This window comes from Bacteroides sp. 1_1_30, assembly GCF_020982715.1.
Classification (GTDB): domain Bacteria; phylum Bacteroidota; class Bacteroidia; order Bacteroidales; family Bacteroidaceae; genus Bacteroides; species Bacteroides xylanisolvens.
Genome location: NZ_JAJKHN010000087.1, coordinates 1 through 26,217, shown reverse-complemented (window position 1 = coordinate 26,217; position 26,217 = coordinate 1). Strand labels below are relative to the sequence as shown.

General features: G+C 38.4%; 25 protein-coding genes and 1 pseudogene. 10 read left to right on the top strand and 16 right to left on the bottom strand.

Annotation, left to right across the window (positions count from 1 at the left end):
* Positions 1-140: 140 nt before the first annotated feature.
* The gene (locus tag LPH68_RS21045) at positions 141-1,667 is read right to left on the bottom strand and encodes a GH3 auxin-responsive promoter family protein (protein WP_009039115.1); all 1,527 of its coding nucleotides are present in this window, start codon (positions 1,665-1,667) and stop codon (positions 141-143) included.
* A gap of 137 nt (positions 1,668-1,804) precedes the next feature.
* Between LPH68_RS21045 and LPH68_RS21040 the strand changes: the two genes are divergently transcribed.
* Positions 1,805-2,815 carry an ATP-dependent 6-phosphofructokinase gene (locus LPH68_RS21040; protein ID WP_004315551.1) on the top strand — a complete coding sequence of 337 codons (1,011 nt, stop codon included), beginning with the start codon at positions 1,805-1,807 and terminating at the stop codon, positions 2,813-2,815.
* Here LPH68_RS21040 and rnc read toward each other — a convergent pair.
* From rnc to LPH68_RS21025, 3 genes are read right to left on the bottom strand one after another with little or no spacing between them, the layout of a single operon-like run.
* A complete protein-coding gene (gene rnc, locus LPH68_RS21035) occupies positions 2,757-3,812 on the bottom strand; it encodes a ribonuclease III (protein ID WP_055235806.1) in 1,056 nt (351 codons plus the stop codon). The two genes, LPH68_RS21040 and rnc, sit on opposite strands and share 59 nt — an antisense overlap.
* Entirely contained in the window at positions 3,778-5,040 is a 1,263-nt protein-coding gene (gene fabF, locus LPH68_RS21030) for a beta-ketoacyl-ACP synthase II (RefSeq protein WP_141408725.1), read from the bottom strand. The genes rnc and fabF overlap by 35 nt, the downstream gene beginning before the upstream one ends.
* 15 nt (positions 5,041-5,055) lie before the next feature.
* Positions 5,056-5,292 (bottom strand): acyl carrier protein, encoded by a 237-nt coding sequence (locus tag LPH68_RS21025; RefSeq protein ID WP_002558672.1) that lies wholly within the window; start codon positions 5,290-5,292, stop codon positions 5,056-5,058.
* Between the two features lie 98 nt (positions 5,293-5,390).
* Here LPH68_RS21025 and purN point away from each other — a divergent pair, with 98 nt between their 5' ends.
* A complete protein-coding gene (gene purN, locus LPH68_RS21020; protein WP_055235781.1) occupies positions 5,391-6,017 on the top strand; it encodes a phosphoribosylglycinamide formyltransferase in 627 nt (208 codons plus the stop codon).
* Positions 6,018-6,101: 84 nt separating this feature from the next.
* On the opposite strand, the gene pdxB is transcribed toward purN, so the two are convergent.
* Positions 6,102-7,142: a 4-phosphoerythronate dehydrogenase PdxB gene (gene pdxB, locus LPH68_RS21015; protein WP_055235780.1), complete on the bottom strand. Its 1,041-nt coding sequence runs from the start codon at positions 7,140-7,142 to the stop codon at positions 6,102-6,104.
* A gap of 117 nt (positions 7,143-7,259) precedes the next feature.
* Here pdxB and LPH68_RS21010 point away from each other — a divergent pair, with 117 nt between their 5' ends.
* The 3 genes from LPH68_RS21010 to LPH68_RS21000 are packed head-to-tail and all read left to right on the top strand — an operon-like array spanning position 7,260 to position 10,036.
* Positions 7,260-7,865 (top strand): DUF4254 domain-containing protein, encoded by a 606-nt coding sequence (locus LPH68_RS21010; RefSeq protein ID WP_008024018.1) that lies wholly within the window; start codon positions 7,260-7,262, stop codon positions 7,863-7,865.
* Positions 7,866-7,868: 3 nt separating this feature from the next.
* Complete coding sequence (locus LPH68_RS21005; protein WP_055235779.1) at positions 7,869-8,900, top strand: glycosyltransferase family 9 protein; 1,032 nt, start codon at positions 7,869-7,871, stop codon at positions 8,898-8,900.
* 59 nt (positions 8,901-8,959) lie between these two features.
* Positions 8,960-10,036, top strand: coding sequence for a glycosyltransferase family 1 protein (locus tag LPH68_RS21000; protein ID WP_004315557.1), 1,077 nt, complete (start codon positions 8,960-8,962; stop codon positions 10,034-10,036).
* Here the strand turns inward: LPH68_RS21000 and LPH68_RS20995 are convergent.
* Positions 10,019-11,077, bottom strand: coding sequence for a glycosyltransferase family 9 protein (locus tag LPH68_RS20995; protein WP_004315558.1), 1,059 nt, complete (start codon positions 11,075-11,077; stop codon positions 10,019-10,021). The genes LPH68_RS21000 and LPH68_RS20995 overlap by 18 nt on opposite strands.
* Positions 11,078-11,308: 231 nt before the next feature.
* Between LPH68_RS20995 and LPH68_RS20990 the strand changes: the two genes are divergently transcribed.
* Positions 11,309-12,220, top strand: coding sequence for a lipopolysaccharide kinase InaA family protein (locus tag LPH68_RS20990; RefSeq protein ID WP_004315559.1), 912 nt, complete (start codon positions 11,309-11,311; stop codon positions 12,218-12,220).
* Here LPH68_RS20990 and LPH68_RS20985 read toward each other — a convergent pair whose 3' ends face one another.
* The 7 genes and pseudogenes from LPH68_RS20985 to LPH68_RS20955 form a co-directional block, all read right to left on the bottom strand.
* Positions 12,221-13,033 carry an FkbM family methyltransferase gene (locus LPH68_RS20985; protein WP_004315560.1) on the bottom strand — a complete coding sequence of 271 codons (813 nt, stop codon included), beginning with the start codon at positions 13,031-13,033 and terminating at the stop codon, positions 12,221-12,223.
* Positions 13,030-14,163: a glycosyltransferase family 1 protein gene (locus LPH68_RS20980; RefSeq protein WP_004315561.1), complete on the bottom strand. Its 1,134-nt coding sequence runs from the start codon at positions 14,161-14,163 to the stop codon at positions 13,030-13,032. Before LPH68_RS20980 ends, LPH68_RS20985 begins: the two co-directional genes overlap by 4 nt.
* Before the next feature lie 29 nt (positions 14,164-14,192).
* Positions 14,193-14,893: pseudogene (locus LPH68_RS20975) on the bottom strand (phosphorylcholine transferase LicD).
* Positions 14,894-15,020: 127 nt separating this feature from the next.
* Positions 15,021-15,752 carry an NTP transferase domain-containing protein gene (locus LPH68_RS20970; protein ID WP_004315563.1) on the bottom strand — a complete coding sequence of 244 codons (732 nt, stop codon included), beginning with the start codon at positions 15,750-15,752 and terminating at the stop codon, positions 15,021-15,023.
* Positions 15,749-16,798, bottom strand: coding sequence for a histidinol-phosphate transaminase (locus tag LPH68_RS20965; protein ID WP_004315564.1), 1,050 nt, complete (start codon positions 16,796-16,798; stop codon positions 15,749-15,751). The genes LPH68_RS20970 and LPH68_RS20965 overlap by 4 nt, the downstream gene beginning before the upstream one ends.
* Position 16,799: 1 nt before the next feature.
* Positions 16,800-17,609, bottom strand: a complete 810-nt coding sequence (locus LPH68_RS20960; protein ID WP_008770445.1) for a glycosyltransferase family 2 protein — start codon at positions 17,607-17,609, stop codon at positions 16,800-16,802.
* Between the two features lie 421 nt (positions 17,610-18,030).
* Positions 18,031-19,020, bottom strand: coding sequence for a glycosyltransferase family 2 protein (locus LPH68_RS20955; RefSeq protein WP_008997623.1), 990 nt, complete (start codon positions 19,018-19,020; stop codon positions 18,031-18,033).
* A gap of 291 nt (positions 19,021-19,311) precedes the next feature.
* Between LPH68_RS20955 and LPH68_RS20950 the strand changes: the two genes are divergently transcribed.
* Positions 19,312-20,316, top strand: coding sequence for a glycosyltransferase (locus LPH68_RS20950; protein ID WP_004315568.1), 1,005 nt, complete (start codon positions 19,312-19,314; stop codon positions 20,314-20,316).
* A 17-nt stretch (positions 20,317-20,333) separates the two neighbouring features.
* Here LPH68_RS20950 and LPH68_RS20945 read toward each other — a convergent pair whose 3' ends face one another.
* Positions 20,334-21,251 (bottom strand): glycosyltransferase family A protein, encoded by a 918-nt coding sequence (locus LPH68_RS20945; RefSeq protein WP_004315569.1) that lies wholly within the window; start codon positions 21,249-21,251, stop codon positions 20,334-20,336.
* A gap of 276 nt (positions 21,252-21,527) precedes the next feature.
* Between LPH68_RS20945 and LPH68_RS20940 the strand changes: the two genes are divergently transcribed.
* The 3 genes from LPH68_RS20940 to LPH68_RS20930 are packed head-to-tail and all read left to right on the top strand — an operon-like array spanning position 21,528 to position 24,466.
* Positions 21,528-22,508, top strand: coding sequence for a glycosyltransferase (locus tag LPH68_RS20940; RefSeq protein WP_008016446.1), 981 nt, complete (start codon positions 21,528-21,530; stop codon positions 22,506-22,508).
* Positions 22,509-22,519: 11 nt separating this feature from the next.
* On the top strand, positions 22,520-23,494 hold the full coding sequence (locus LPH68_RS20935; RefSeq protein ID WP_008016447.1) for a glycosyltransferase family 2 protein: 975 nt from the start codon (positions 22,520-22,522) through the stop codon (positions 23,492-23,494).
* A 60-nt stretch (positions 23,495-23,554) separates the two neighbouring features.
* Positions 23,555-24,466, top strand: a complete 912-nt coding sequence (locus tag LPH68_RS20930; RefSeq protein WP_004315574.1) for an alpha-1,2-fucosyltransferase — start codon at positions 23,555-23,557, stop codon at positions 24,464-24,466.
* A gap of 20 nt (positions 24,467-24,486) precedes the next feature.
* Here the strand turns inward: LPH68_RS20930 and LPH68_RS20925 are convergent, their stop codons facing one another.
* Both LPH68_RS20925 and LPH68_RS20920 read right to left on the bottom strand, forming a co-directional pair.
* A complete protein-coding gene (locus LPH68_RS20925) occupies positions 24,487-25,278 on the bottom strand; it encodes a family 6 glucosyltransferase (protein WP_004315576.1) in 792 nt (263 codons plus the stop codon).
* Between the two features lie 151 nt (positions 25,279-25,429).
* Positions 25,430-26,113 carry a glycosyltransferase gene (locus tag LPH68_RS20920; protein ID WP_370638807.1) on the bottom strand — a complete coding sequence of 228 codons (684 nt, stop codon included), beginning with the start codon at positions 26,111-26,113 and terminating at the stop codon, positions 25,430-25,432.
* Between the last annotated feature and the right edge of the window lie 104 nt (positions 26,114-26,217).

Genomic DNA, 26,217 nt, shown 5'->3' with positions numbered 1-26,217 from the left:
TGCTTAAAGATACAAAAAAGGCAACTAACTCGCAATGAATTAGTTGCCTTAAATTTTATTATTTTAGGAATATCCCTCCTTATACAAGTAACCTCTGTAATGGAAAAAAAAACTTGTAGTGGTTATGTTTTGGTTTTTGGTTATTCTTCCGGATGAGCGCTATTATTCAGCACCAGCATTGCTTCTATATATTCGCGTGTATTGCTTAATCTGGGTACTTTGTGTTGTCCTCCCAGTTTTCCTTTCTGTGCCAGCCAGTCATGGAACAATCCCTGACGGGCTACGATCACTTCCAATGGTTGCAAAGCGATATCTTTCCATCGTTTGGCTTCATAGTCAGAGTTAACCTCTTTCAGCGTAGCGTCAAGTATCGAAGCGAACTTTTCTACGGAATCCGGCATTTTGGCAAATTCTATTAGCCACTGGTGCCTGCATTTTGCGTTCTCATCCATAAACACCGGTGCTGCAGAGTATTCGCAAACTTGTGCTCCGGTCTCGGCGCAAGCTTTTGCCAATCCTTTTTCAGCATTATCGATAATCAGCTCTTCACCAAATGCATTGATGAAATGCTTCGTTCTTCCCGTGATGACAAACTTATAGGGATTCTTGCTGGTAAACTTCACAGTATCACCAATCATGTATCTCCACAGACCACAGGAAGTAGAAATAACCATTGCATAGTTCTTGTTGAGCTCGACTTCTTCAAGACAATAAGCCCGTGGATTTTCTTTTCCCACTTCCTCCAACGGAACAAATTCGTAGAAAATTCCATAGTCGATCATTAATAACATGGCAGGATCGGAAAGGTCGTTCTGGGTTCCGAAATATCCTTCCGAAGCATTGTAGGTCTCTACATAATGCATTTTAGGTGTTGTAATCACCTGTTTATATTGCTCACGATACGGTGTGAAAGCCACTCCGCCATGGAAGAAAACTTCCAGATTGGGCCATACTTCTTCCAGTGCCTGCTTTCCTGTCTTTTCAAGGATACGTTTGATAAGTACCAGCATCCACGACGGCACACCGGATAGGCTTGTCACATTTACCGGAATAGTGCTGTTGGCGATTGCTTCTATCTTGGTTTCCCATTCGCTCATCAATGCAATTTTCTTGCTTGGTACGCGAATGAAATTGATAAGCGGATTTACGTTTTGAATCAGAATAGCGGATAAATCTCCTACTAAACTATGATTGGAATTGAGGTTCGGGCTATGGCTCCCTCCTAGAATCAGTCCCTTGCCGGAGAAAAAATGGCTATCCGGATTGATGCGGAAATAAAGAGCTGCTGCGTCTTTTCCTCCTCTGTAATGAATATCTTCCAGCGCTTCCTTGCTGACAGGAAGGAATTTACTTTTATCATTAGTCGTTCCGGAGGATTTTGCAAACCAGCGTATCTCCGATGGCCAAAGCAGATTCTGTTCCCCAGCTCGCAAACGTTCTACATAAGGCTTAATTTCTTCGTATGTCTGGATAGGAACACGTTTACGGAAATCTTCATAGTTACGGATAGAGGAATAATCGTACTTTCTTCCCCATTCTGTTTGAGCGGCCTGGCGTGTTAAGCGGCTTAACACACGATGCTGTATCTCACTAGCCTGACTAGCATATAGGTCTATCTGTTTTAAACGGGAATCGAAAGTCTTACTAATAATTTTTGTAATATTCATTTCTGCTTTAACATAATAATGTTTAGTCGTGCAAAAGTAACTTATTTATCTTTTTTTTCTATCTTTACGACGGAAATAATCGTTAAAAATTGACGACTTCCATATAAATCCCGAGTTTTAGACTAAAAAATGCGACAATGAGAATTGGAATCTTAACATCCGGCGGGGACTGTCCCGGTATTAATGCCACGATTCGTGGCGTGTGCAAAACTGCCATCAATTATTACGGGATGGAAGTAGTAGGTATTCACAGCGGTTTTCAGGGCTTGCTGACTAAAGATGTCGAATCTATTACAGACAAGTCGCTCTCCGGTTTGCTCAATCTGGGTGGAACGATGTTAGGAACCTCTCGTGAGAAGCCTTTCAAAAAAGGAGGCGTTGTCTCTGATGTTGACAAACCGTCTTTAATCCTTCAGAATATCCGGGAAATGGAACTCGACTGTGTCGTTTGTATCGGCGGAAATGGAACACAGAAGACAGCGGCGAAGTTTGCTGCGATGGGAGTGAATATCGTATCTGTACCTAAAACCATTGATAATGATATTTGGGGCACAGATATTTCTTTCGGTTTCGACTCGGCAGTAAGTATTGCTACCGATGCCATCGACCGTTTACATTCCACCGCAAGTTCTCACAAAAGGGTGATGGTGATTGAAGTGATGGGGCACAAGGCGGGTTGGATTGCCTTGTATTCCGGTATGGCAGGAGGAGGGGATGTGATTCTTCTCCCTGAAATTGCTTATGACATTAAAAATATTGGTAATACGATTCTGGAAAGACTGAAAAAGGGCAAGCCTTATTCTATTGTAGTGGTAGCAGAAGGTATTAGGACAGACGGGCGCAAACGGGCTGCTGAATATATTGCGCAGGAGATTGAATATGAAACTGGTATAGAAACTCGCGAAACAGTTCTGGGGTATATTCAGCGTGGTGGTTCGCCTACTCCTTTCGACCGCAATCTTTCTACCCGTATGGGCGGCCACGCGACAGAATTGATCGCCAAGGGTGAATTCGGGCGTATGGTAGCTTTAAAAGGAGACGATATTGCATCTATCCCTCTTGAAGAAGTTGCAGGAAAACTGAAATTAGTTACTGAAGATCACGATTTGGTGATTCAGGGGCGTCGCATGGGGATTTGCTTTGGCTAGTCTCCTCGGCTTCCATAGTAGGTTGTACCGTAGAAATTTCATTATCGGAGGTGTTTTCTTCTAAAACATTCTCCAGTTTTGTCTCGGGAATTACATTCAGTTCGGCTTCAAGTTCATTCTCAAATTCAGTTGACAATTCAGTTTCAGAGTTAGTTGCAAGTTCAAACTCCGGTTCTGTTGTAGTTGCTGAATGTTGTGCTTTGATCTCTTCGACAGTTGACATAAATACGGGTTCCTTTACTTTCTTTATAGCCATTTGGGCAGCATTCTGTTGAGACTCTTTCTTGGAATATCCCGTACCTGTTCCTGCCGGAAGTCCTTCAATGCGTACTTCGGTTTGGAAGACAGGGTTGCTGTCGTGATCGAGAAATTGCTCGATTAACTCAAAGGAAACCTCCATCTTATTTTTTTGGCTCCACTCAATAAGTTTGGATTTGAAGTTAACCTCTTTTCGGGATATTTTATCCAGGTCGATATAACGGTTGATGATCCGTTGCTCCATAAACTGTTTGCAGCGTTCATACCCCTGATCCAGATAAATAGCTCCGATAAATGCCTCAAAAGCATTTCCGTACATATAACTGTTGTGAGAAGAAGAGCGGGTGGAATACTTTATGAGTTTATCCAAGCCGATTTCAACGGCCAACTTATTCAAAGTCTCCCGTTGTACGATCTTAGAACGTGTGTTGGTCAGGAAACCTTCCCGTTTCCCTTCAAAACGTTTATAGACAATATCTCCTACGATGGCGTCGAGGATGGCGTCACCTAAAAACTCCAGCCGTTCATTGTTGAGGGGACGTCCCTTGTCGGAGCGGACAGAAGTCGATTTGTGCAGGAGAGCCTGCTCATAAAGTTGGATATTGCGCGGGTAGAACCCGAGTATCCGGTAAAAACAAAGATAAGACTCTCTATCCTTGCGGAACAAGAGCCTTATCTTATCTATTTCGTTACGTAACACGATATTACTCTGCGTATTTCTTGAAGATAACGCACGCATTGTGACCACCAAATCCAAATGTATTGGACAAGGCAACATTAACTTCGCGTTTCTGTGCTTTATTGAACGTGAAATTAAGGTTATAGTCGATATTCTCGTCGTTGTCACCTTCTTCGTGGTTGATAGTCGGAGGAACAATGCCGTTCTTGATAGCAAGGATACTTGCAATAGATTCTACCGCACCGGCAGCTCCCAGCAAGTGACCTGTCATTGATTTTGTTGAACTGATGTTCAACTCGAACGCATGATCACCGAATACTTCCTTGATTGCTTTTGCTTCTGAAATATCACCAACCGGAGTAGATGTACCGTGTACATTGATATAATCTACTTCTTTCGGATCCATTTCCGCATCTTCCAGTGCATTTCTCATCACCAACTTCGCTCCCAGACCTTCCGGATGAGAAGCTGTCAGGTGATGTGCATCTGCAGACATACCTACACCGGCAACTTCTGCATAGATTTTTGCACCGCGAGCTTTAGCGTGTTCCAGTTCTTCCAGGATCAGGCAACCGCCACCTTCGCCCATAACGAAACCATCACGGCTTGCGCTAAACGGACGTGAAGCTTTAGAAGCTTCGTCGTTGCGTGTTGACAGTGCGTGCATAGCGTTGAAACCGCCCACACCTGCCGGGAAGATAGCTGCTTCCGAACCACCGGATACAATTACGTTTGCTTTACCCAGACGAATCAGGTTGAAGGCATCTGCAATAGCGTTGGTTGAAGTAGCACATGCTGAACAAGTCGCGTAGTTAGGACCATGGAAACCATACATGATAGAAATCTGTCCGGCTGCAATATCCGAAATCATCTTTGGAATGAAGAACGGATTAAACTTCGGACCCATTTCCTGACGAGTGTAGTAGTTGCCTACCTCTTCTTCAAATGTATGTATACCACCAATACCGGCGCCGAAAATAACACCGATTTTGTTCAAGTCTTCTTTCTCGACATCAAGACCGGAATCACTCACCGCTTCTTTGGCAACAGCGATGGCATATTGAGTATACAGGTCCATCTTTCTTGCTTCTTTACGGTCTATGTATTTCGTTGCATCGAAGTCTTTCACTTCGCATGCGAATTGGGTCTTGAATAACGACGCATCAAAATGAGTAATAGGCCCTGCTCCACTAACCCCGTTCACAAGGTTTTCCCAAAATTCGGGAACGCTGTTGCCAACGGGAGTAATGGCGCCAAGGCCTGTTACTACCACTCTTTTTAATTCCATATTGATGAAATCGAATTACTTAGCGTGTTCTTCGATATAAGATACAGCATCACCTACAGTACCAATCTTTTCTGCTTGGTCATCAGGAATAGAGATACCGAATTCTTTTTCGAATTCCATGATAAGTTCTACAGTGTCAAGAGAATCTGCTCCCAGGTCGTTAGTGAAGCTTGCTTCGGTTGTAACTTCTGATTCTTCTACGCCTAATTTATCAACGATAATCGCTTTTACTCTTGATGCAATTTCAGACATAACTTTAAGTTTTTAATTAATAATTAGTTTTATTTCTTTAAATTTGCGGTGCAAAGGAATGAATATTTATCGTTTTGCGCAAATATTTGACTAAATAAATGCAAAGTTTTGCACATTTTTCACTGTTTTGTGCATCGAAATTGAGGGTTATGAAGAAAAACATCGCAATTTTTGCTTCCGGTTCCGGTTCAAATGCCGAGAATATTATCCGGTATTTCCAAAAAAACGATTCCGTTCAGGTTTCGTTGGTACTTTCTAATAAAAGTGATGCATACGTTTTGGAACGTGCGCATCGTTTGGGAGTGGCCTGTAACGTGTTTCCAAAGGAGGACTGGATAGCCGGAGATGAAATTTTGGCTATTTTGCAGGAGTACCGCATCGACTTTGTCGTACTGGCTGGCTTTCTGGTTCGTGTGCCTGACTTGCTTTTGCATGCTTATCCCGATAAAATTATAAATATACATCCTGCCCTTCTGCCGAAGTTCGGAGGCAAAGGAATGTATGGTGACCGGGTTCATGAAGCAGTAGTGGCTGCCGGTGAAAAGGAAAGCGGTATCACTATACATTATATAAATGAGCATTATGACGAAGGAAATGCAATCTTCCAGGCTACTTGTCCTGTTCTTCCGACAGATTCTCCGGATGATGTAGCCAAAAAAGTGCATGCCTTGGAATATGAACACTTCCCGCAAGTCATAGAACAAGTATTAAGAAATAAGTATTAATTAAGTATTACTCCATGCAGATAATCGTTTGACGGAATTTCATGAAGTTCTCGGTCGCTACGGTTAATACTTAATACTTATTTCTTAATACTTGATTAAATAAGCTGTCTCTTCTCGTCGCAAAGGATAATCCCCGCGTAAGGTTTCGAATTGTTCCGGTTGATTTTTCAATCGGGTGCTATCTTCGACTGGATTATATATTTGGAGGATTGCTTCTTCATGGTTTTTGGCATGTATAATAGGAGAGGCGGGTGCCGGTGCGTTTATTTTATAATCAGCTTCTATTTGGAAGAATTTGCAAATGGCATCCAGTGACATGCGTGTGGCGTTTGCTTTTCCATCGGCAGAGTAACCCGCAATGTGGGGAGTGCCAATAAATACTTTATCCAGTAACTCACGGTTAATTTCCGGTTCATGTTCCCATACATCAATGATGGCATCTAAAATGATCCGGCTGTCTAGGGCTTTTAAAAGAGCATTGGTGTCAATGACCTCTCCTCGGGAGGTATTAATGATAACCGGTTTTCGTTTGAGTGACTGGAAGAAGTTCTCATCTGCCAAGTGGAAGGTTTTATATTTCCCTTCCTTATATAAAGGTACGTGAAAGGTAATGATATCACATTCTTCTGCTATTTTACTTAGTGAAGCGAACTGCTCTGTTCCTTCTTTTTCCTCCCGTGGCAAATCATTCAGTAAAACGCGCATGCCAAAATCCCGGGCAACTTTAGCTACTTTACTCCCTACGTTTCCCACTCCTATGATTCCAATCGTCAGTTCGTTTAACTTTTTGTTTCTGCAAGATTTCCACACCAGAAGCGATGACTGTATATATTGGGCGACAGAAGCAGAATTGCATCCCGGAGCATTTGTCCATTCTATGCCTGCCTGTTTGCAATACTCTGTATCAATGTGATCGAAACCTATGGTTGCCGTTGCTATGAATTTTACCCGACTACCTTCCAATAAATCCCGGTTGCAATGTGTGCGGGTACGGACAATGAGTGCGTCTGCATCCCGTACGAGCTCCGGAGTGAAATCTTTCCCCGGTACACAAGCCACCTCATCGGCTATTCTCTGAACCGCTTCTTTTATAAATGGTATTTTATTGTCGATAATAATTTTCATATACAATTCATCTTTTATACCCACAAAGGTAACAAATAAAAAAGTAAGAAAGGGTTGCTTGTCTGAAAAATATTACATAGATTTGCCCTATTATATATCTATTAGCTAGTTAAGATTATGACATTTAGTAACCTTTGCAACGAGATTTTTTGGAAATCGACAACTGATTACCATGTAACGGATAGTGTGGATGCTCCGATGAACAATCCTTACGAGTTGAAAACTATTGAGTATTATTTATATCTAAAGAACTGGATTGATGCTGTGCAATGGCATTTTGAGGATATTATCCGTGACCCGCAGATTGATCCGGTAGAAGCATTGGCTTTGAAAAGAAGAATTGATAAATCAAATCAGGATCGTACAGACTTGGTGGAATTAATCGATAGTTACTTCTTAGACAAATACAAAGAAGTAAAACCTCTCTCTGACGCAACGATCAATACAGAAAGTCCTGCATGGGCTATTGACCGCTTGTCAATTCTTGCATTGAAAATTTACCACATGCAGCAGGAAGTGGAACGTACGGATACTACAGAGGAACACCGTCTTCAATGTCAGACTAAGCTGAATATCCTGCTGGAACAACGTAAAGACCTCTCTACAGCTATTGAGCAGTTATTAGCTGATATCGAAGCCGGGAGAAAATATATGAAGGTATATAAACAGATGAAGATGTATAATGACCCGGCATTGAATCCGGTGCTTTATGCAAAAAAATAACGAATGGCGCGTATTCTCATTATTCGTTTTTCAGCTCTTGGCGATGTAGCCATGACAATACCGGTAATACATTCGCTGGCTGTGCAATACCCGCAGCACGAAATAACAGTGTTAAGTCGTGCTGTATGGCAGCCGCTCTTTCAGGGGCTGCCTACGAATGTAGGTTTTGTCGGAGCTGACTTAACAGGTAAACACAAGGGGCTTTGGGGCTTGAATAGCCTCTATTCGGAGTTGAAGGCGATGCATTTTGATTACATTGCAGATTTTCATCATGTGCTTCGTTCCAAATATTTATGTCTGCGATTCCGTCTTGCCAATAAACCGGTAGCTTCCATATGTAAAGGAAGGGCCGGTAAAAAGAAACTGGTTCGTCGTCATGATAAGGTGATGGAGAATCAGAAGAGTTCTTTTCGCCGTTATGCCGATGTGCTTGAGAAGCTAGGTTTACCGGTTTTATTAAATTTCTCTTCTATTTATGGCGAAGGAAAAGGTAATTTTGCAGAGATAGAGCCAGTCACAGGACCTAAAGAAAATCAAAAATGGATTGGTATAGCTCCTTTTGCCAAACACAGAGGTAAGATTTATCCGTTAGAGTTGCAAGAGCAGGTTATAGCACATTTTGCGGCTAACCCACAAGTGAAAGTGTTTCTTTTTGGAGGCGGCAAAAATGAGCAGGAAGTGTTTGACGCATGGATTGCTAAATATCCTTCTGTTGTTTCAATGATCGGTAAACTGAATATGCGTACCGAGCTGAACCTGATGAGCCATTTGGATGTGATGCTTTCAATGGATTCTGCCAATATGCATTTGGCGTCCTTGGTCAATATTCCGGTTGTTTCTATTTGGGGGGCCACTCATCCTTATGCTGGTTTTATGGGCTGGAAGCAATTGCCGGTTAATACCGTGCAACTTGATTTGTCATGCCGTCCCTGCTCTGTATATGGACAGAAGCCTTGCTGGCGTGGTGATTATGCCTGTTTAAGAGATATAAAGCCGGAACAGGTTATTGCAAAAATAGAAGGGATTGTAGGTTGATATTTGCAGGAATTCAATTTAGTTGTTTTTGAGCCGAAAGAGTGTAGAATCAAATAATGATGGAAAAAGAGATACAACGAAAGAAAAAGGTACTGATAGATCTTACGAATTATGGTAGTCTAACAGCTGGTTTCGGACAGATTGCGGCCAACTATGCGGCCGCTTTTTCGTCTATGCCGATAGAGGATCTTCATTTTGTATATTTGTTGAGACAGAAATATATGCAGGAATTTGGCCCGAATGTGACTTCTGTTCCGGTACGTCGTATCAATAAGTTTTTTCCTTTTACCCTTCCTAAAGTAGATGTATGGCATGCGGTGAATCAGCAGCGGAAGTTGTTGCGTATTGCCGGTGGTACAAAGTTTATCTTTACTATACATGACTTTAATTTCTTAACGGAGAAAAAGCCTTGGAAGGCTAAAATGTATCTTCGTCGGATGCAGAATAAGGTCAATAAGGCAGCAGTAGTCACAACGATTTCTCATTATGTCGCAGATGTCATTCGTCAACATATAGATTTGAAGGGGAAAGAGATCCGGGTCATCTATAATGGGGTGGAGAGGATCGATATGTTGGAAGGTACCCAGCCGTCTTTTGCGACGGGACGTCCTTTCTTTTTTACGATTGGACAGATCCGTAGGAAAAAGAATTTCCATCTCCTGGTTGACGTAATGCGCCATTTCCCGGAATATGATTTGTATATTTGTGGAGATGCCCATTTCGCTTATGCTGAAGAAGTGCGTAATCTGATTCGTGAGAAGCAAGTCACTAATGTGTTTTTGACAGATGTAATCACTCAAAGTGAAAAGATATGGTTGTATCGGAACTGTGAGGCGTTCCTGTTTCCTAGTGAAGGAGAAGGTTTTGGACTCCCTGTGGTGGAAGCTATGCAGTTTGGAAAGGCTGTATTTGCAGCTAATCGCACTAGTTTACCGGAAGTTTGTAATGGACATGCCATCATGTGGGAGCATTTGGATACAGAATCTATGGTGCAAAGTATCCGGGAGCATTTGCCTGATTTCTATAAAGATGAGGAACGCTTGACCAGAATGAAAGAACATGCAGCTTCATTCAGTTACGAGAAGCATATACAAGCTTATCTTGATTTATATCGCGAGTTAGCTCAATTGTCTTAATGTCGAAGTTAATTGATCGTATACCTTTTCCGGGGTAATTAATGCGAAACGTTCTTCATAAGTTAATGTTGCTTGTTGTTCCGGCGGAAGAATATCGTCGGGACTAATACCTCGGGCAAGTACGGAATTTGCAGGTAACCACATTGATTTAGAGGCGCTTGGCGAATAAATAGCGAATGAAGGAATTTCGAGGGCTTGCGCAATGTGTCGGGCTCCTCCTTCGTTTCCGAAATAAAACGAGCAGTTGGCGCAAAGTGCTGCCAGTTGTCGTAATGAAGAGGCTTGTATATCAATCTTGATGCGTTCCGGACATCCCAATTCCTTGTAGATATTTCTTGCATCTTCTTCTTCATACCCCGGTGCATAGTTGAAGATCATTTGTATGTCCTTGTATTCTTCCAATATTCTTTTAAGTGTGGTTATCATAAACTCCGTATTCCATTTTTTATGGAGGAGCTTGGTGGTGACTCCTATTAGGAATACAGGGCGCGCGAAATCTATCCCCTCCTTTTCCATATAATATCGAAAGTCTTTTTTCTCCTGGTCAGTGAGGTATAACCTGAATTCTTTTGTATATTGAATAGGCTTGATTTTCTCTAATGGCGCTGCAAGCAATAGGTTGCGTTTTACCATATCAGTTGTTAGACTATTGCTGTAAGTGTCTGTCCGATAATTTAATAGCAAACGTGTGTATCCCTTGATACGCCCTATCCGGAAAGGGGTTTTTAATGAAAAAAGAGAGAAAAAAAGAGTCCGGATCGTAGAACGCATATCGATGATGACATCGTATTTGTTTTGGTGCGTCACTTGCCATACTTTTTTTATATAAGCAGTGAATGGTTTATTCTCATTCTTGTCAAATGTAATAACCTTATCTATGTCCGGGTGACCCTCATAGAGCGATGCTATATTTTTATTCAGCACAAAGTGTATTTCTGCATCGGGAAAACTTTTTTTCAGCGTACTGCACAATGCAACAGCCAGAATAGAGTCCCCTATTTGTCTAAATCGAATAATCAGAATTTTTTTGATTGGTTTCATGCTTGACTTCTTTATGCTTTTTATCGTGCAAACATAGCTAAAAAAAAGCATTTATGTCTAAATATAAATGAAAAGAAAAAAGAAAAAACGACTAAAGTTGTTCGCAACAGTACTTATATGTATAGAGAGTTAGCCAATCTTTGTGAGAAAAGAAAAAAATATAGTCGGAATATGCCTTAATTTCTTTATCTTTGCTCCATCTTTGTAATTAGTATTATATAGGAGAGTGTAATGAGAGTGATTGTAAATCCCAAGTACGCGCATCTGCAGAAGGAGATAGAAGAAATTCCAAGGTCCTTCCAGGAAAAAGGAGATGTGGTGTACGATGGGCGTAATGTTTTAAAACGAATTGGCTTAGGCAGCATTGATGTTGTGGTGAAGAGCTTTAAGAAGCCTCACATCATCAATCGTGTTGTATATTCGTTTTTCCGGCAATCAAAAGCAGAGCGTTCCTATATTTACTCTATGGAAATTCAACAACATGGCTTTGACACTCCGGAGCCAGTTGCTATGATCGAACAATTCCAAAGTGGTCTTCTTTCACATAGCTATTACATTTGTTGTTATGATGGTGGCGAAACAGTCCGTTCCCTGATGGATGGGAAAGTGGAAGGAAATGAAGATAAACTTTCTGCTTTTGCGCGCTACACGGCTGCTTTGCATCAGGCAGGTATCCTGCATTTGGACTATTCTCCCGGCAATATATTGATCCATCAGAATGATGCGAATGAATATAGTTTTTCCTTGGTCGACGTGAATCGCATGCAGTTGCTATCGGATATTGATTGTGATACTGTGTGCCGTAATATGTGTCGTTTATGTATCTCTCGTGAAGTGCTGACTTATATAATGACAGAATACGCTTCTTTGAGAGGATGGGATGTAGAATCTACTGTTAGTCTGGCTCTTCGTTATAGCGATCAGTTCTTTACTCATTATATTTATCGTCGTGCGGCACGAAAAGAAAAAGAAAGGCATATTGTATCCCTGATTTTATTCTTCCGTTTATACCGTTCCGTACGTAAGTTCTTTTCCTGGGAACCGCATATCTCACGTTTCTTATTGAAAAAAGAAAAGCGCATTTATGATACATACTTGTGTAAGTATGACTATTGCGAATTGCTTTCTGCTGATTATCAATGATTAACTCTTACTTCCGCGCATGACTACACTGCGGATTTTATGCCTGAAAAAACCTTTCTGATTGGTATATGTGCAGTTATGCTTATCCAAAAATGCAGAAATGACTGCTTCGTCATCATGTAGATGGTATGTGCAAATTGCAAAATCCAACTTCTGGCAATTCTGAAATAAGTTCTTGCATCCGGCCAATGCATGCCGTTCAGCTCCTTCGATATCCATTTTTAGAAATAGATGCTCATCCGTTTGATTGTTGAAGAAGTCATCCAGGGTTTGTTCTCTCGAAGAATTATGGTCGCTTACATACTTTTGGACAATCGTAACTTTATCTTGCCATGGCTCAAAGGTCGCTCTGATGGCCTCCAACCATTGTTCGTCCTGCTCAAACAAGTAAACATGTTTAGCTTCTTCGATGATTTCCAATGAAGAATATCCTTCGGCGCAACCAACATCCACAAATACCTTTCCTGTCACTTCTTTAACGCTGTTGAAGTAATGGTGCGGTGAGCGCTTGTCTTGTTCCATGCTCAAAGCCCTGTAATATTTCTGAATTTTCCTGGCCGGAGTGCTCTTTCTGAAATAGAGCCGTTTCTCTTCTTTTTGAACATAGTATAAACCTTTCTCCTCGTCTTTCTGTACGTCAACGGGCATATTTGCATATTCATCTTTGAATTCATACAGGTGTCTTGAATATCCATGTTCTTTAATATATTCATAGTATTTCAGATAAGGAGAGCCGGGCTTATATCCTTTCATGAAATAATATGGGAGAGTGCCATATATAAATTTCTTTATTGTGTGTTTAAGTATGTTCATCTCATTAATTTCTTGTAGATGTTTAAGATCTCTTCCGCTTGCTTTTCTTCAGAGAATCTTTTGGCAAATATTTGCCCTTTTTCAATCATTACTTTCTTTCTTTCAGGGTCAGAGTATATCTGTTTGAAAGCATTGGCCATTCCTTTGATATCGTCGGGATGTATATAGATTGAGTCGGGACCTCCGGCTTCTTCCAGGCAAGAACCTGTTGCGGCTACTACCGGAATTCCGGAGTATAAAGCTTCTATGATGGGGATGCCAAAGCCTTCAAAGCGTGAAGGATATACAAAAATTTCAGCTAGCTGATAAAAAGTCGGCAGATCATCAAAAGGAACATTGCTGATGATGTGCACTCTTTCTTCCAGCTTATTCTCCTTAATAAAACGTTCAATCTTATCAGTGTATTCTGTATGACGTCCTACAATGACAAGATGAATTTGTTCAGGAAGCATCGTCAGTGCTTGTACCGCCGAAAGGGCATTCTTTCGTTCTTCAATACTTCCTACGTTGAGGATATAGTGCTCCGGTAGCTGATATTTAGCTCGAACTTCTCTTTTTTTCTCTTCTGTTACAGGGTGCGTGAATGAAGTATCACATCCCTGATAAACAACTTCTATCTTATCGGCAGGAATCCCGAAATACTCAATAATATCACGTTTGGTGCATTCGCTGATAGCAATGATTCTATCAGCATTTTCGCAGGCTTTGCGGAATTTGTATGTGTATATATTCCTGTCGATCGAATGGTAGTATTGTGGGTATCGCAGAAATATCAGATCGTGGATCGTCACGATACTTTTTACCTCACTTTTATGGATATTCAGGGGCAATTCATTGCTAAGTCCATGAAAAATATCAATTCTTTCTTTTTCCAATTGGCGGGTGACTCCCAACACTCGCCATAACGAACTTAACTTTTTCCAGAAAGAAGTAGTGGGGTAAGAAAGCTGTAGTTGCCGATATTGCTTCGTTAATTTGTTCAGCCTTTTATTTTCCCGTTTCTTGGGGGCATACAATACATATTCATTCTCCGGATAGAATTGGCATAGAATATCCACTATATAGCGGCTATAATTACCCAAACCGGTGAAATTCTGTACTGCACGTTTTCCGTCAAAACCTATTCTCATTTCTACTTCTTACCTTTATGTGATTATAGTTAGACTTCAAATTCCCGATAAGGTTTATTCAGGTCTAAATAATGGAAATTGTGTTGTCTTTGCCCACTTTGTTTAGGTATGGTCATGTAATCTCCGTATTTCTGTGACAGATAGGCATCATATTTCTGTACTCCCCATACTTCTTCATCTTCAAATAAGACTGGAGTAGGGATGCCCAGAATATCTTTAGACATGATTCCTTTCATTCCGTCATCATAATCACAGACCAATGCGGATTGGTCGAAATCATACTTTTTCATTACTTTCCTGATACTTTCCTGTGCTCCGGTAAGGGTAAAAAGCTTTCTGCATAATAGCGGTATCCATGAACTGGACCTTTTCCATGCTTGTATGGATCGCGATGAATCAGATAAAGTACACGTTTGTAGAATTCGTACTTTGCAAAATGCATTCTTTGCGCCATGCGGCTCTCCGGAACTCCGTCCAGTGGGAATATATCAATATATACGCCTCCCAAATATTTGAGATGCATACGTTCAATTAGAGTGGTGTCGGCATCCTGTACTTTTGCGAATGGAAGAGGATATTCCTTGTCGTTTTCAGCACATACAGCTTCGTATGGTTTCGGCAACCATTCTTTGGCATTAGCCATTAATAAATCATAATCGGCTCTTGGCATACCGATATCCAGATCATCATCCCAAGGGATAAATCCTTTGTGGCGGACGGCTCCCAGCATGGTGCCTGCCATGATGTAATATCGCAGATTATGTTCTTTGCAAACTTTGTCAACAGCTAATAAATTCTTTAATATGCGAAGCTGTAGAGGGCGGATATCGTAATTTGCCATTTCTATCTGAATTTGATTAATAAAGACTGGCTGGAATCAGCTTCTGTGCCTGTTGAAAGTCCTCTACGGTGTCCAGTTCGGCCGAGAAGAACTCGGTGGTATCCATGACGTAAAAGCTATATCCTTGCGGAATCAGTCGCTCAAAAGCCCGTTCGTAGAATATATTGTCCAGTCCTTCAGTGGTAATCATAATGTCCAGTTCCCGGAATAGAGCTTTGGTGTATTCAGCTGACATCTTTTCGATACCGATAGACTCTCCGATAGCATCGGATATAGAACAGACTTTGCTGATTTCAACAACCTTTTGTGCGTCGTCTACGATGACTTTTATTTCTTCCGCTCCAAGCTCATGACGATTTAATGCCAATATGTCGGCTTTATCTGAATCAAGCAGTTTCTCTACAATTTGAGGATCAAAAACAATATCGCTGTCTAATAACAATATTTCTTCCCCGTCTGTATATGGTCGGGTAAGCCATAATGAATAGATATTGTTGGTTGATTCATATCTGTCATTATAGATGAAAGTAATATTTTGGACAGGATAACGTGCCTGCAGAAAATCAACGATTTGCTGCTGGCGATACCCCGTGACGATAATGAATTCGTCGAATCCATTTTGTATCAGAGCATCAAAAGCTCTTTCCAGTAGACATCGTTCTCCTATCTTGAGGAGGCATTTGGGCGTTGTATCGGTCAGCGGGCGTAAGCGTGAGGCTATTCCTGCGGCTAATATTACTGCTTTCATTTGGATGCGATTTCTTTAATTGTGTCTATAACGATCCGGTTCTGCTCTGGGCGTCCCAATGTGATACGCAAATGAGTGTTGATATCCGGTTCATTCATAAACTTCACTTTATAACTTTGTTCGGCAAAAGCCTTTTGTAAAGCCTCTTTTAGCTCTATCGGGTATTTGATTAAAATGAAATTGGCAACCGATTCATATACTTTGAATCCGGGTAATACGCCAATTTCCTTTTCGTAACGCTCACGGTCTTCGTTCATCAGTTTGGCGATGTTGCGGTAGTGTGCGTCCGATTTAAGAGCTGCAATGGCGATATCTTCGGATATTCGGTTGTATCCCAGATATTTATTGCTGTATCTGCTGAATTTTTCCAATTCCTTACTCATAAATCCGAATCCCATACGTAAACCGGGCAATCCATAAAACTTGGATAAAGTACGGGAAATAATCAAATTCTGATATTTATTAACCAGTTTTTTGATATAACTGGTATCAGTTGAAACAAAAGAAGCGTATGCCTCGTCTATCAGTACCACTGTTTGGCTGGGTACTTCTGCAAGCAGTTCATCCAGTTCTTTCGGAGTTAAACCATTGCCGGTAGGGTTATTGGGAGAAGCCAGTAAAAGAATCTTCGGATTCTCTTTCTGAATCATATCTTTCAGCGTCTCAAAGTCATATTTAAAGGTGTTTCCGTCTTCGTAAAGAGGATATTGCAAAGTATGACCATTCACCTCATCTGCAATTGACTTATAATACCACCATGAGAACTTGGGAATCAACATCGTTTTGTTTCCATCTTCTTGAGTCAGGAAGTAATGAACGGCTTGCTTCAGGATATCTTCTCCGCCGTATCCCAATAAAACTTGAGTTTCATCTATATCGTATAGTTCGGACAAGAAAACGGATAATATACTTTTCTTTCCTTCATCATAAATGCGGGTATAAAAACAAAGTTTATTTATATCGAAGTTTTTTAAAGCCTCTACTACTTCTTTTGATGGACTGTAGTTAAATTCGTTTCGATCTAAAAAGTTCAAATTCTTTTCCATATTAGTTTTGTATGATTCCTTTATCGCACCAGGTTAGTTTCCTGACTTTCGTTTCGTTCAAAATACTGCGGTTGTTATTTAAATTATCCGTTCCATGTAGTTCGTGATGGAGGTGGAACACAATTCCCGCAAATTTGATGGTACGCTTGCGTACACCGTTATTGATGAGGCGGCATACTAATTCATGATCTTCGCTTCCCCATCCGGTAATAGCTTCATTATATCCATTAACTTTTAATAAGTCCTCTTTCCAGAAAGCCATATTACATCCTCTGGAATATGAAATATCCCATTGTCGATAATGTTGAAGTAGCGGACTCAACCAAGGTAAATGCACTCCGTTGATTGTGTTTTTAGTACCTTTGTCGTGAATGGAAATTATGCAGTTTTTTTCCGCTAACATTTTTTTTGTTAAACCTTCCCGGATTAATACACGGCTACCGGTTACGAAACTACCTTTTTGGGCAAAACGTGCATGATCTTTGACGAAATCTTTGTGTAAGACGATATCTCCGTCGATTTGTATAATATATTCTTTAGATGCTTTCGCAATAGCTTTGTTGCGGATGGAGGCTAGTCTGAAGCCTAGATCCTCATGCCAGACATGAATAATGGGAACTTCGGAGGAAGCAGCCAATTGATGAATTAGCTCTCTTGTGTCTTCTTTAGAACCATCATCAGCAATGATAATTTCATCAGGAAGGAGAGATTGACGTAGCACGCTTTTAACGCATAATTCTAACGCGTCGCTTCTATTATAGGTGGATATAATCAGCGATGTACTTATGTTGCTCGCCATTGGTTTATTCATATAATTATTACTAAGTTAGTTAAATAGTTAAGGGGGCTTGCACTAAAATTCTACAAATGTATACATTTTATTTGGTTGTGACAAGCATTGAGAGCTTTTTCAAGGTAGCTGCATCAGATTTTATGATTCTTTTTTTCTGTTCTGGAATTAATAAGTATACATACAAGTTCGTTATCTTTGTATCCCAGGCGAGTCACCTTTTCATTATAACCATTGGATTTGTATAAATCTTCTTTCCAAAAGGCCGTATTACATTCTATTATATGTAAAATATCATTGGCAATACTTCTCTTGTAAATGACTAAGAATAAAGGGGGGCTTCTCTCGTGTTTTTAGGAAGTATTGAACTGGAAATTTTGTAAATGGAAATGATATTTTCTAAGAAACTTATAGTGTACTATTTGTTAATAGTTTTTTCCGCTTAAGCTCTGCTCTTTTTGTATTTATGACTTTTAATTAGATATTGAATGTTAAAGGGCAGTTTTAGGAATAAAAAACGTTTTATAGATTTGAATGTTAGTCGAGTTTCTAAAATAGGAGGGAGACAGTTTTGAGAGAGTCTTGCTAATCCTTTTATTAAGTCAACCCTTTTAATGTTCGAGTACATCGCTGGTAGGTATCGATGATAAATTTCAAATAAATAATATAAGTTTATTTCTTTTTGAAGATGTTTGCTAAGGTTGTTGTCTGCTTGTATCAATCTCCTGATTTCACTAAAAACTATGGTAAGATCATTTAGATGCTTCAAGGTGTAGCCTTGTTCCATATTTGTAATAGAATCTTCTCTCTTGCAATTATAAAGATATGTTGTTTGGCTGGTTAAGGTAAATGATCTGGTATTTAAAGCGAGCATGGCATGCATTACTATGTCTTCGTGGTACACATGTTCCAAAAAATGAATATGAAATTCTCTTAAAAAAGAAAGATTATATAATTTATTCCATGTAGTTACCCATATATCATTTTTTTCTTCATAAAAGTATTGAGCCATACATAATTTACCTTTTCGTGTTATATTAGGGTAATTAGTAATTTTGAGTGAATTTTCATTCTCATCAATTTGATTGATTCCAGCTGCAACAAAGTCTACTTTTTCTTGTGAAATAATATTATATAAAGTCTCAATGCAATCAGGAACAATGGCGTCGTCGCTATCCATAAAGTATAGATATTTCCCTTGAGCAGATTCAATTGCTGTGTTTCTCGTTCCTCCCAAACCGAGATTTTTTTTATGTGTAATTATACGGATACAGTTACCTCTAGGATGTGTGTGTTTAAGTTGGTAGACTATATTCATGCTGTTATCATGCCCTAAATCGTCTACTATCAAAATCTCTAAGTTTTGATAGGTTTGGTTTAATGCGGATAATAAGGCGCGTTCAATGTATTGTTCTACATTATAAATAGGCATTGAGAGAGTTATTAGGCACATACTTTTCTTTAATCATTATAACAAAATAATATTAGGTGATTACAAAGTTACTTTAATATTTGTAATGATGAAAGTTATTTCGTTTTTTATTGATTTCTTATCTCGAGCTTGCCTTGTATAGAAAAGAATAATTTCATTAGAATAAAACTTTGGATTATTTTCATTACCTTTGTTCAGAATATTATGTTTGTCTAAATAATGGGACTGATGTAAATTCTGCAATTCCTCTATTGTTTAAGACTATTGTTCTTTAATTTAAATTTTAATAATATGGTATATATTATTTGTTATGATTGGCCTTCAACATCTGGAAATCATACAGGAATGAGGTATCTTTATGAATATATTCAAAAAAGAAATCCTGAATTATATAAAATGTATACTTTTAATATGGGTAGGTGTTTTTTGGATAAGGGAAAAAGGGGGAAGAAAATCTCTGTGTTTTTTACGGCACTTAAATTAGCAATGACATATAAATCAGGAGATAAATTTATTCTTACTGAATATTTACATAGAGATTCGTATCAAATATTGTTTGCAAAAATAATACGCTTTATACGTCCTAAAGCACCTGTATATGCTATGGTGCATCTTGTTCCTGAAAAATTGGAAAGGCGATATTCAAAAGCACAAATAAAGAAGAGTTCACGATTTGTTACAGAAATTGTAACATTGGGAAGTAGTTTGACATGCTATCTTAATAATTTAGGAATAGAGAATGTTTATACTTCATTTCATTATGTCGATAATAATTATTATACTCCTTCTGCAAACCTTTATAACAGAAGTGATGATGTCAAAGTGATAGTAATGGGTGCCTTGGCGCGTGACTTTGAACAGATCGCTTATATTGTTTCAAGACTTCCGCAAATTCATTTTTATATATGCAAAGGGCGAGAAAATATTGATTATTTGTTTTCAGGTTTAAAGAATGTAACATTGGTGGGGTATGTTCCGGAGGCGGAACTAAAGCATTATATGAATGATTCTGATATTTCATTAAATGTGATGAAGGATACTATTGGAAGTAATGTAATTTGTACTTCAATGGCAACAGGATTGGCGATGGTGGTTAGTGATGTTGGGTCTATACGGGACTATTGCGATGAGACCAATGCATGTTTTTGTTCTTCTCCCGATGATTTTATAGAGAAAATTATGATCTTAGCAAATGATCGAGAGTTGCTCAATTCGTTAAAAAAAATGTCTTTGAAAAAAGCACAGCAGTTTTCTATCGATAATTATTGTGCTAGCTTGTCATCTTTATTGAAATAATTGGAGAGTATAGTCGTTTACAGTTTCTTCCAAACATGATGAACTAAAACTTGCAAAGACACATTTAGTGTGAGTTTTCTTAGAGCATTGCATAAACGTAAAAGGTCGTGTAAGCTAAAGTCGTTCTTTAGCGAATGCTGTAAGAATTTATATATATAACGTTTGATCGCTTTTTTGAATTTTCTTTCATTAAGGTGAGAATGGTAGTTTATGCCAATCCATTCTATGAAAAGTATTGTTGCTCTAATCTTTTCTTTATTGAAATGAGTGGAGTTTGATATATTCTCTCCTTCGGCATTTCTCCAACTGACGGGATTGCCTGGTAAAGATATGATTCCTCCTGTAAAATCTGCAAATTTAGCCCATGTCGCATCATCGGTGCACCAAGCCAAAGGGAACTTTATAAATCCTCCCGTTTGTTCCCATACTGCTCGGCTAAATACATACTCACAGGCGGCAGAACTAATTTTTCCAGATAATTTGTCCAATAGGAATTCATATCCAGAAGTTAAATTGGTTTTAAAAGGAGGGTTTTTATACTTTAGTTTACCATGCTCGTCAACAACTTCTAAAGGGAAACGGAATATATATTTTCCTTCAGAATGTTTTTGTGCGGCTTGAATTATACGTGCTACTCCGTCAAAGGGCATTAAGTCGTCATCTGAAAAAAGCCATATAAGTTCTTCTTCTGACAATGATATGCATCGTTCCCAATGACCGGGTAGGTCTTTTTTGCCCATGTTTTGCTCAAAACGATGATATATAATGTCAAACTTGTTCTTGTAATGATCTACTATGGTCTTTAATGGGTAGGGACTTGCGTCATCACCAATGTATACGGTAAACTCGTGGCTGTTTTGTTTAGCGATAGAATCAAGTGTTTCTTGTAAAAAACGTGCTTTATAAGCTGGTATGATAATTGCTAATTTTTTCATTTTATTGCTATCAATTAGGTTTTGCAAATATACACATTCGGTTTGTTTAAATATTGTATTTGCAAACTTTTGTGATGGAAAACTATACTAGCAAGTTGCTGATTGCAAAATAATCCATAGAATTTTCTCTTTTGATTTTTCAGATTACATGTATGTATTGTTAATAATAACTAATTGCAAGCGTGAAATTCTGCTCTATTTGTAAACAATCTCTTTTTAGATACTTCCTATGGATATTATTCCTTACTTTTGCAAGTAGAAAATGAATATTCAAATATGGAATCTCAATACTCGGTTAGCGTTATCATCCCTGTTCATAATACAGCTCCGTATTTGCGACGTTGTATAGAGTCTGTACGTAATCAGACGTTGAAAGATATAGAAATTATATTAGTGGATAATTTGTCGACCGACGATTCTCCTTCTATTTGTAATGAATATGCTAATATTGATTCTAGAGTAAAAGTGCTGCATCTTGATGAGGCAGGTTTGTCCATAGCTCGTAATGCAGGAATTGAAATAGCGACTGCTCCATATATTGGGTTTATAGATAGCGATGATTATATTGAACCGACAATGTATGAAAACATGTTGTCAGCCATGCTACAGAACAAAGTTTATATGGTATATTGCAACTTTTGCTTTGAGTATGAAGATGGCCGTATAGAACAAATGTATCCTAATACAGATAATGTGTATGTACGTACTAGTCAAGATGTTCAGCGGGATATTATTTTTGAGAAGGTAAGTAGTTCAGCTTGTACCAAACTTTTTGATAAGATTTTTTTTGATTCTTATCGCTTTCCTATAGGTATGTTTTTTGAGGATCATGCGACTATTTATCGCTGGATAAGTATTTGTGATAAAATAGTTTGGATTGATGCTGCTTATTATCATTATATACAGAGAGGTGATAGTATTTGCCATACAATCAATTCTATAAAACGTTATCATTATTTCTTGGCTGAATATTCAAGATTGGAGTTTGCAAAGGAGCGGCGATTGTTTGAAGGTAGAGATTGGTGTGATGCCGTCAATGTGATTGTGGAAAATTGCTTTAATCATTTTCAAGAGTTTATGACGGATCCTAATCATCAATTGTATCCTGTTGAAATTAAAGATATGAGGAATAAGTTGAGTAGATGGCGTTTTTTATCAAGAAAAGAATTGTCTTCTAAATATTATAAACGATTACGTAAGATAACTTATTTTTGGTCGATTTATTATTGGACTCACTTTGCCAAGAAAAAGAATTAAAAAATGACATGATGGAAAAAGAATCCCCTTTAGTTTCGGTTATTATTCCTGTTTATAATGCGCACAATTCGATAGCTAAAACGTTGCAGAGTGTTATTAATCAAACGTATACTAATCTTGAAATTGTTGTAGTGAATGATGGAAGTACAGATGAAAGTTTAGATATAATAAAGACGTATGCGGTTGAAGATCCCCGGATTGTTGTATTTGATAAACAAAACGAGGGATTAGTGCAGGCGCGTAAATCGGGTATAGATATTGCTACTGGCAAATATATCCAATATTTAGATAGTGATGATATTATGCATGAGGATGCAATAACTAGACTGGTTAATAAAGCAGAGGAAACGCAAGCGGATATGGTAGTGGCCCCTTTTATGTTTTGCTATGATGGAGAGTCTCATAAATCAACTTTTTTTAATTTTGTAGAGTTGTCAGGCGTGGAGTTTTTGAAAAATATTCTTTTAAAAAAGGCTTATTGGTGTGTATGGTCAAAATTTCATCTTCGATCATTATATCAGAATGAGATAGAAAGACCGGATATATCATTTGGTGAAGATGTCGTTCTTTCCACACAATTATTGTTATACTTACAAAAAGTCGTTTCAGTTGATTATATAATCATTGACTATAATTTTACCAATACGTCAATGTCACATCCTGCGAATTTTGATGATAAAAAGTATGGAGACTTTGTGAATTATACAATATGGATTGAAAATTATATTGATAAAAAAGGGTTGGGGGAAGAGATGAAGGAAGCACTTGCTCATTTCCATCTTGAAAATGCTTTTAGAAGAATTTATTGGAAACGTTTTGCTGGTATTAGGAAGGATATGAAACGGCTTGTTAATGAAATGGAATCCTATCCTTGTTTAATAAATAACTTGTCAAAAAGAGAACGTAAGATTGTGAATGCTTATAGAGTATCAGGTTTCTGGGGAGATTTGAAACTTAGATATTATAATATGCGCCATAAACTGTAATGTGTTCAGATAAATTAAGACGTTGAGAGCGGTATAGTTGATAAAATAAGATATAAAGAAATGAGTATTATTAGAAAGTGGCAAAGAAGTTGTTACAAAAGAATGTTGAAGGCTCACTTAGTTACTCCTAAGGTTGTAGTGTTGATGGATGGTGGTATTTGTTCTCAAATGCTCCAATATTTGTTGGGAGAATTTTTTAGAAAGCGTGGATGTAAGGTTGTGTATGATCTATCCTTTTATAAGGAATGGGGAAGTGACATGGATTATAAATTTGCTCGCAATTTTGATTTGTTGAAAGTGTTTCCTTATTTGGGGTTAACAATTGCAACAGAGTTCGAAATCTCCTATTATAAGAGACATTTTTACTATGTTGGGAATAATACATCGGAATGGATAGATGATTTTTCATTTTTGGAAAAAAATCCCCCTATTTATCTAGGTGGATATTATCATTTGCCGATAAATATTTGGGTACCCGCATTTATGTCTACTTATAGAATCTCATCTGAAATATTTGATGAGGGTAGCAAAATGTTAATGTCAGAAATAAAACAGAATATCAATCCTGTAGCAGTGCATGTTCGACGGGGTGATTTAAGTGTTGAAGTTCGAGCGTATGGGAAGCCTGCTTCTTTGAGCTATTTTAAAAGGGCTGTTGATTATATGGAAAAAGAGACTGTTACGCCTTTTTTTTACTTCTTCTCAGATGAGCCGGAATGGGTGGCATCAGAACTTATTCCCTATCTTGAATTTGCAAATGAGAATTATAAGGTGGTGGATATAAATGGTTCAGATAAGGGGTATATGGATTTGTTTTTGATAGCTTATTGCAAACATCAGATAACAAGTAAAGGTACTTTGGGAAAGTATGGTGCTTTATTGAGAGATAGTTCAGATAAAATAGTGATTCTTTGTGATGATAAAGTTGAATATCAGTGGAAAGGAGTTTTCTATAATTCTATATTTCTATAATATAGAGGCAAATTGACCGACTAATCGGCTAATTTAATTTTTTGGCAGATTAGCTTAATCTTTACCCATAAAGAATTTTTTCTTCGCAAGAATTCGTGTCCGCCATATTCAGGCTTGTTTTTGTCTCGAATGAGAATAATTGGTTTAAAGGGAAGGGACCAGCCTTCGGGGTATAGATATGCGGGCGGCAATGTAATGGCTGGTGGATTATCTAAGAAATATTTATTGATAAGGGATTCATCGTGCCAAATTGGTATTATATGGTTTGCGGCATCCTTGTCAACCCATGAACAAATTGTTGTACAGAGCTGCAGATAGGATTCTGTACATCCACCCGAAAGGCCTCCTGCATAATAATATAGACCTTTCCCTTCTGGAATATAGGCGGTAGAAGCAACTCTTCGTTCGTATGTAAATTCTGAGTTGGGTTTATTGTAGAATCCAGGATGTATAGTTCCTAGTAATCCATTGCTATTCGAGGATGGTAGCATTTCTTTACCAATTGGACAGGTGAATAACAGATTAGCATTGAAGAAAAATAGATAGTCGGTTTCTCGCTCCAATTGTTCCTTGATGCGAAGGAATGTATGGAAACGTTTTAATGTATTGTCAGGCCATCCTAAATTCTTTTGTTTGATCCGGTGAATATGCTCATTATTCTCTTCGTCGTATAGTTGCGGACTATCAGTAAATACATAATACTCGATAATGAAAGATTGGTCTTGCATAAAATAACGTTCTGCGCTTAGATAAAAGTCTTTCCAAAAAATGTCATATTTGCCAGTACAGATATATAATATACCAATTCTCATTTTATTTATTGTTTTGATTCATATTATTGGCAAATATATAAAGATTTATTTTATATTATTTGTTTGAGGTGTTTTTATTTTCTGTGAATTACCGGTAGCAGGAGCTTTTAGACCTTCGGTTTTGTCTATTTGAGAGTGTTATTTATATTGATTATACTAAAAATAAAGCAGTAAGTAGTAGAATTGCTAATAGTATAGAGATACTTACGAATATTGAGTATAAACGTTTGTATTTTCTGTATTTGGGTTTATAGTTTGGTTTTTGTGCAAGGGCTATTAAAGGTTTTTTATATAGGTCAAGGATGTATTGTAAATGATAGCATAACCATTGGTCTTGCTTTTGACCTAGGTAATTAAAAAAGAGAATAAAATAGTATATATACCCTGCATAGCCTTGACTGTTATTGTCAAATATAGTCCGAAAGAATGATTCTCTGGTGTCAAATCCTGCTTCTTCGAGGTTGCTGCATGGTTTCATTCCATGAAAATGGATAAGCTTAGCATTCCCATTAATTCCCCAGTACGGTTTCCAGTTATATTCAATAGGTAAAATTTCCATGTCATTAAAACACAGCTCGTTTAAGTACCCTTGATCAAAAAGTCCTGAAGTAGATCTTTGTCTTTTTTTCATCATCTCTACAAATTGCTGATATTTGATTCTCATACCTTGGATATTCATGACTAATATTCCAGCATTGAAATAACTCATTCTTTTTGTATCGCGTTCAAATTCGGGAGCAGCAGCTAAATAAGCAGGATGAGGTAGATCTTTCAGTAATATATCATCATTAAAGATTATGTCCATATCGGTGTATAATACCTGTCTCTTATACACATCTCCGAGCCCACGAGACCATGGCTAATCGCGTATGCCGTCTTCTGCTTGAAAAAAAAAAGTGGGGGGGGGGGGGGGGGGGGGGGGGGGGGGGGGGGGGGGGG

Excerpts from the sequence above, each read along its gene's own strand:
- LPH68_RS21045 (WP_009039115.1), bottom strand. The coding sequence starts at position 1,667 with ATGAATATTACAAAAATTATTAGTAAGACTTTCGATTCCCGTTTAAAA.
- LPH68_RS21040 (WP_004315551.1), top strand. The coding sequence starts at position 1,805 with ATGAGAATTGGAATCTTAACATCCGGCGGGGACTGTCCCGGTATTAAT.
- rnc (WP_055235806.1), bottom strand. The coding sequence starts at position 3,812 with ATGCGTGCGTTATCTTCAAGAAATACGCAGAGTAATATCGTGTTACGT.
- fabF (WP_141408725.1), bottom strand. The coding sequence starts at position 5,040 with ATGGAATTAAAAAGAGTGGTAGTAACAGGCCTTGGCGCCATTACTCCC.
- LPH68_RS21025 (WP_002558672.1), bottom strand. The coding sequence starts at position 5,292 with ATGTCTGAAATTGCATCAAGAGTAAAAGCGATTATCGTTGATAAATTA.
- purN (WP_055235781.1), top strand. The coding sequence starts at position 5,391 with ATGCAAAGTTTTGCACATTTTTCACTGTTTTGTGCATCGAAATTGAGG.
- pdxB (WP_055235780.1), bottom strand. The coding sequence starts at position 7,142 with ATGAAAATTATTATCGACAATAAAATACCATTTATAAAAGAAGCGGTT.
- LPH68_RS21010 (WP_008024018.1), top strand. The coding sequence starts at position 7,260 with ATGACATTTAGTAACCTTTGCAACGAGATTTTTTGGAAATCGACAACT.
- LPH68_RS21005 (WP_055235779.1), top strand. The coding sequence starts at position 7,869 with ATGGCGCGTATTCTCATTATTCGTTTTTCAGCTCTTGGCGATGTAGCC.
- LPH68_RS21000 (WP_004315557.1), top strand. The coding sequence starts at position 8,960 with ATGGAAAAAGAGATACAACGAAAGAAAAAGGTACTGATAGATCTTACG.
- LPH68_RS20995 (WP_004315558.1), bottom strand. The coding sequence starts at position 11,077 with ATGAAACCAATCAAAAAAATTCTGATTATTCGATTTAGACAAATAGGG.
- LPH68_RS20990 (WP_004315559.1), top strand. The coding sequence starts at position 11,309 with ATGAGAGTGATTGTAAATCCCAAGTACGCGCATCTGCAGAAGGAGATA.
- LPH68_RS20985 (WP_004315560.1), bottom strand. The coding sequence starts at position 13,033 with ATGAACATACTTAAACACACAATAAAGAAATTTATATATGGCACTCTC.
- LPH68_RS20980 (WP_004315561.1), bottom strand. The coding sequence starts at position 14,163 with ATGAGAATAGGTTTTGACGGAAAACGTGCAGTACAGAATTTCACCGGT.
- LPH68_RS20970 (WP_004315563.1), bottom strand. The coding sequence starts at position 15,752 with ATGAAAGCAGTAATATTAGCCGCAGGAATAGCCTCACGCTTACGCCCG.
- LPH68_RS20965 (WP_004315564.1), bottom strand. The coding sequence starts at position 16,798 with ATGGAAAAGAATTTGAACTTTTTAGATCGAAACGAATTTAACTACAGT.
- LPH68_RS20960 (WP_008770445.1), bottom strand. The coding sequence starts at position 17,609 with ATGAATAAACCAATGGCGAGCAACATAAGTACATCGCTGATTATATCC.
- LPH68_RS20955 (WP_008997623.1), bottom strand. The coding sequence starts at position 19,020 with ATGCCTATTTATAATGTAGAACAATACATTGAACGCGCCTTATTATCC.
- LPH68_RS20950 (WP_004315568.1), top strand. The coding sequence starts at position 19,312 with ATGGTATATATTATTTGTTATGATTGGCCTTCAACATCTGGAAATCAT.
- LPH68_RS20945 (WP_004315569.1), bottom strand. The coding sequence starts at position 21,251 with ATGAAAAAATTAGCAATTATCATACCAGCTTATAAAGCACGTTTTTTA.
- LPH68_RS20940 (WP_008016446.1), top strand. The coding sequence starts at position 21,528 with ATGGAATCTCAATACTCGGTTAGCGTTATCATCCCTGTTCATAATACA.
- LPH68_RS20935 (WP_008016447.1), top strand. The coding sequence starts at position 22,520 with ATGGAAAAAGAATCCCCTTTAGTTTCGGTTATTATTCCTGTTTATAAT.
- LPH68_RS20930 (WP_004315574.1), top strand. The coding sequence starts at position 23,555 with ATGAGTATTATTAGAAAGTGGCAAAGAAGTTGTTACAAAAGAATGTTG.
- LPH68_RS20925 (WP_004315576.1), bottom strand. The coding sequence starts at position 25,278 with ATGAGAATTGGTATATTATATATCTGTACTGGCAAATATGACATTTTT.